This window comes from Xenococcus sp. PCC 7305 (assembly GCF_000332055.1).
In the GTDB taxonomy this organism is placed as follows: domain Bacteria; phylum Cyanobacteriota; class Cyanobacteriia; order Cyanobacteriales; family Xenococcaceae; genus Xenococcus.
The window spans coordinates 1-4,703 of sequence record NZ_ALVZ01000027.1 but is presented as its reverse complement, the minus strand read 5'-3'; the positions used below and the strand labels follow the sequence as shown (position 1 = coordinate 4,703).

3 protein-coding genes are annotated in these 4,703 nt (G+C 38.6%); all 3 read left to right on the top strand.

The window, feature by feature from the left end:
• Positions 1-363 precede the first annotated feature (363 nt).
• Positions 364-1,938, top strand: a complete 1,575-nt coding sequence (locus XEN7305_RS00360) for a B12-binding domain-containing radical SAM protein (protein ID WP_006507303.1) — start codon at positions 364-366, stop codon at positions 1,936-1,938.
• Positions 1,939-2,136: 198 nt separating this feature from the next.
• Positions 2,137-3,459: an AAA family ATPase gene (locus XEN7305_RS00355; protein WP_006507302.1), complete on the top strand. Its 1,323-nt coding sequence runs from the start codon at positions 2,137-2,139 to the stop codon at positions 3,457-3,459.
• 7 nt (positions 3,460-3,466) lie between these two features.
• On the top strand, positions 3,467-4,703 hold a 1,237-nt coding region (locus XEN7305_RS00350; protein ID WP_006507301.1), incomplete at its 3' end, for a tetratricopeptide repeat protein.

Sequence of the window (4,703 nt, the reverse complement as noted above, 5' to 3'; positions counted from 1 at the left end):
ACTTCTAACTTATCCCTTTAGGTTGAATTCCTCCACTGCTTTAAGGTGATTTCTGGGAAAGAACATACCATTGACGTAGGGGCGATTCGCGAATCGTCCTTACAGATTATCGATAAATCTGATCAAAACCTGGTACAAATATTTTGAGAAATCGCCTAAGTGGAACAGGGCATAGTGGTGAGTCTAATTCTCCCACTATGCCAGTTACCTTCTGCCTTCTGCCTTCATTCTTCTGCCTTCTGCCTTCATTCTTCTGCCTTCGATTTAAAGACAGTGTGGGGAAAGATAGGGAGGATGGGAAAAACTCTGAATAATCACAAAGCATCGCTATAATGATGGGATTGTTAACGAGTATTTTTACTTATGCGGACATTGCTGATTTATCCTGTCTTTCCTCAGACATTCTGGTCTTACGACAAAATACTAGAATTAGTCGATCGCAAAGTATTATTGCCCCCTTTAGGATTGATCACTGTGGCAAGTATTTTGCCTCAGGAATGGGAATTTAAATTAGTAGATCGCAATATTCGTCCGGTAACCGAGGCAGAATGGGCCTGGGCAGATCTGGTAATATTTTCAGCGATGATTGTGCAAAAACATGATCTGACCGCACAAATCAAAGAGGCTAAGCAAAGAGGTAAATTGGTTGCAGTAGGCGGCCCTTACGCAACATCTGTCCCCGATGAACCTTTAAATGCTGGTGCTGACTTTTTGGTTCTAGACGAAGGAGAAATCACTTTACCAATGTTTGTCGAAGCTCTCGCAAGAGGGGAAACCAAAGGAGTTATCCGCACCGCAGAGAAACCAGATGTTACTACAACACCGATTCCTCGCTATGACTTATTAGAATTAGACGCTTATGATTCTATGTCGGTGCAATTTTCTAGAGGTTGTCCCTTTCAATGCGAGTTTTGTGACATTATCGTGCTTTATGGTCGTAAACCACGAACCAAAGAGCCAGCTCAATTATTAAAAGAACTAGAGTTTCTTTACGAGCTGGGTTGGCGTAGAGCTATTTTCATGGTGGATGACAATTTTATTGGTAATAAACGCAACGTCAAATTATTACTCAAAGAATTAAAAATATGGCAGTCGGAGCATCAATATCCCTTCCAATTTAATACTGAAGCTTCAGTGGATTTGGCGGCGGATCAAGAGTTGATGGATTTAATGGTAGATTGCAATTTTAATGCCGTCTTCTTGGGGATTGAAACCCCTGACGAAGATAGCTTAGCTTTAACCAAAAAATTCCAAAATACTCGTAGTTCGCTAACTGATACTGTTGATAAAATTATTCGTAGTGGACTGCGACCCATGGCTGGTTTTATTATTGGTTTCGATGGTGAGAAAAAAGGAGCTGCCGATCGCATTATCAATTTTGTCGAGAGCTCTGCCATTCCTACGGCAATGTTTGGCATGTTGCAAGCACTTCCCAATACTGCTCTTTGGGCGCGTCTAGAGAAAGAAGAACGTTTACTTGAAAACGACAAACAAGATATTAATCAAACTACCTTGCTCAATTTTGTACCGACTCGTCCCATAGAAGATATTGCCAATGAGTATATTGAAACTTTTTGGAAACTGTATGATCCAAATCGTTATTTAGATCGAGTTTATCGTTGTTTTTTGAAGCTTAAAGCAACTCCTGTGCAGACTCCTTTTAAGATGCCAAGTTTGGTAGATTTGAAGGCTTTAGCAATTGTTATTTGGCGGCAGGGAATTCAACGCAATACTCGTTGGAAATTTTGGCATCATTTGTTCAGTATTATGAAGAAAAACCCAAGAGTATGGGAACATTATTTGACTATGTGTGCTCATAACGAGCATTTTCTGGAATATCGCGAAATTGTGAAAGAGCAAATTGAAACACAGTTGGCAGAATACTTAGCGCAAAAATCGCAAATGAATTCTAATGTCGCTGTTTTAAGTAATAAGTGAGTAGGATGAGAGGGCTATTTCTGCTCTCTGTATCTATCTCCTCAATTCTTGTCTAAACATTTATAATACTGAGTCGCGTTCTCAAGTGTAATTTTGTATCTCGCGCAAAGACGCAAAGACGCAAAGGGAATTAAAAATGATCTTACGTCTATGAACGCAGGTTAGTATAATTATTGCTACCCGCAATTGTCTTTCATTATGAATGTTGACCCAAAGTTAATTGGCAGGATCTACAATGCTTTTGATCCTTTTGAGCCGTTGAAACCTGGAGATCCTGCCTACGTAGAATGTGGGGAAGTTCGGGGAGATAGTAATATTGAACAGGATTTGGGGAGGAAGATCGTACGGGCCGATTCTCCTACCTGCCAATTGTATGCCGGTCATCGTGGTGCGGGCAAATCGACAGAATTACTGCGATTGCAAAAGTATTTGGAAGCAAATCAATGTTTTGTGGTCTATTTCAGTGCGGACAAGGAAGATATCGACTCGGAAGATGCCCAATATACGGATATATTGCTGGCCTGTACCAGACATTTACTAGAAGAATTGCGAGATAATAACCCAGATCCAATTCTCCATTGGCTAAAAGATCGCTGGCAAGAGTTACGAGAATTGGCTTTAACAACTGTAGACTTTGATGGTCTCAGTGTCGAAACCGCCATAACAACCTTTGCTACGATAACTGCTAATCTAAGAGCTGTTCCCACTCAAAGAGCTAAGATTCGCAAACTAGTTGATCCTCACACTACTACTTTGCTAAAGGCATTAAACGAATTTATTAATGAGGCGCAAAATCAACTGCCTCTGGGCAAAACTAAGCTGGGGATAATTGCCGATAGTTTAGATCGCATCACTCCAGTAATTCAAGAAGATGGACGCACTAATCACGACCATATTTTTATAGATCGCAGTCAACAGCTCAAAGGATTGGATTGTCATGTGGTTTATACTGTGCCAATTTCTTTGCTTTATTCAAGTAGAGCCAGCGATATTGATGTTAACTATGGCGATACGACGATTTTGCCGATGATCATGGTACAGCAACCTGATGGTAATTCTTATCAGTCAGGATTGGATAAACTAAAAGAAATTATTAGTCAAAGAATTAAAACCATTGACCCTAATCTTGGCTTAGAAACAGATATTTTTGAAGATCAAGTTACTTTAGAAAAATTATGTATGATGAGTGGTGGTCATGTTAGACAACTAATGCAGTTAATTCAAGAGTCTATTAATCATGTTGATAATTTACCGATCACAGCCAAAGCTGCCCAACGTTCGATAACAAAATTAAGGGATGTTTATCGTCGTACTATTGAAGAAGCACAATGGTCTATATTGGCAAAAGTGGCTCGATCTAAAGAATTAGAAAATAGCGATCAGTATCGTGTTCTCTTATTCAATCGGTGTTTGTTGGAATATGTATATTTTGACGAACAAGGAGAGCTAAAACGTTGGTATGATGTCCATCCTTTAATAAGAAATATTCCCAAATTTCAGCAAGTTTATCAACAAAGTTAGCCGCAAAATGGTGAACCAGAAACTAAATAATTGGCAGCAAGAACTAAATGGGGAAGCAATAGACGAATATAATGCTTTGCGGCGTTCTTTGCAAAGAAACAATGGTTTTGGTTTGTTTTTTGTGCAATGTTCTCCTGTAGTGGGAGAGGATATTATTGCTAATCTTAAAGAAGACATTAGTCAGAAAAAGATTGAAGCTCTACGTTTAACTGAGCCTGTTGATAGTCTCTACAATCTTATTATTGATTTACCAAATATAGATGACATTGATATTTTATTTATTTCTGGTTTAGAACATTCACTTTATGAATATGAGAAATATACTTTTGGTGATAGCACTCAAGAAACTTATGCTAATAGCAAGGAACGCTATTCACAAAGTTGGCGTGGCGTACCGAGATTTTTAGGTTATTTAAACTTACAAAGAGATCGTTTTCGAGAAGATTTTAATATCTCTTTTGTGTTTCTAGTGCCAAGTTTTGGTGTTGATTATTTTATTAAACGAGCTCCAGATTTTTTCGATTGGCGTTCGGGTTTTTTTAGGTTTATTCCCAGCAAAGATAAGATAACTACTGTAGATTCTAGTATTTTTCAGGCAAAACCACAACAATCACATCATGAGTTATTAGAACTACAAGCATTATCTAAAGAATTGGAATTCAGCAATAATGAGCAAACAAAGTTAGCTTATAAACAATTTCTCCTATCTCTAAACTGTCAACGATATGAAGACGCAGTTAGTCATATAGATCATTGGTTAGCAGATAACAAAGATGACGATCAAGCCTGGTATGGTCGTGGTATTGCTTTAAGGAATTTAGGCAGATTAGAAGAAGCGATCGCCTCCTATGATAAAGCTTTAGAAATCAAACCTGATAAACATGAGGCTTGGAATAACCGTGGTATTGCTTTAGATAATTTAGGCAGATTCGAAGAAGCGATCGCCTCCTATGACCAAGCCTTAGAAATCAAACCTGATTATCATGAGGCTTGGTATAACCGTGGTATTGCTTTAAGGAATTTAGGCAGATTAGAAGAAGCGATCGCCTCCTATGAGCAAGCCTTAGAAATCAAACCTGATGATCATGAAGCTTGGAATAACCGTGGTATTGCTTTAAGGAATTTAGGCAGATTCGAAGAAGCGATCGCCTCCTATGAGCAAGCTTTAGAAATCAAACCTGATTATCATGAGGCTTGGTATAACCGTGGTATTGCTTTAAGAAATTTAGGCAGATTAGAAGAAG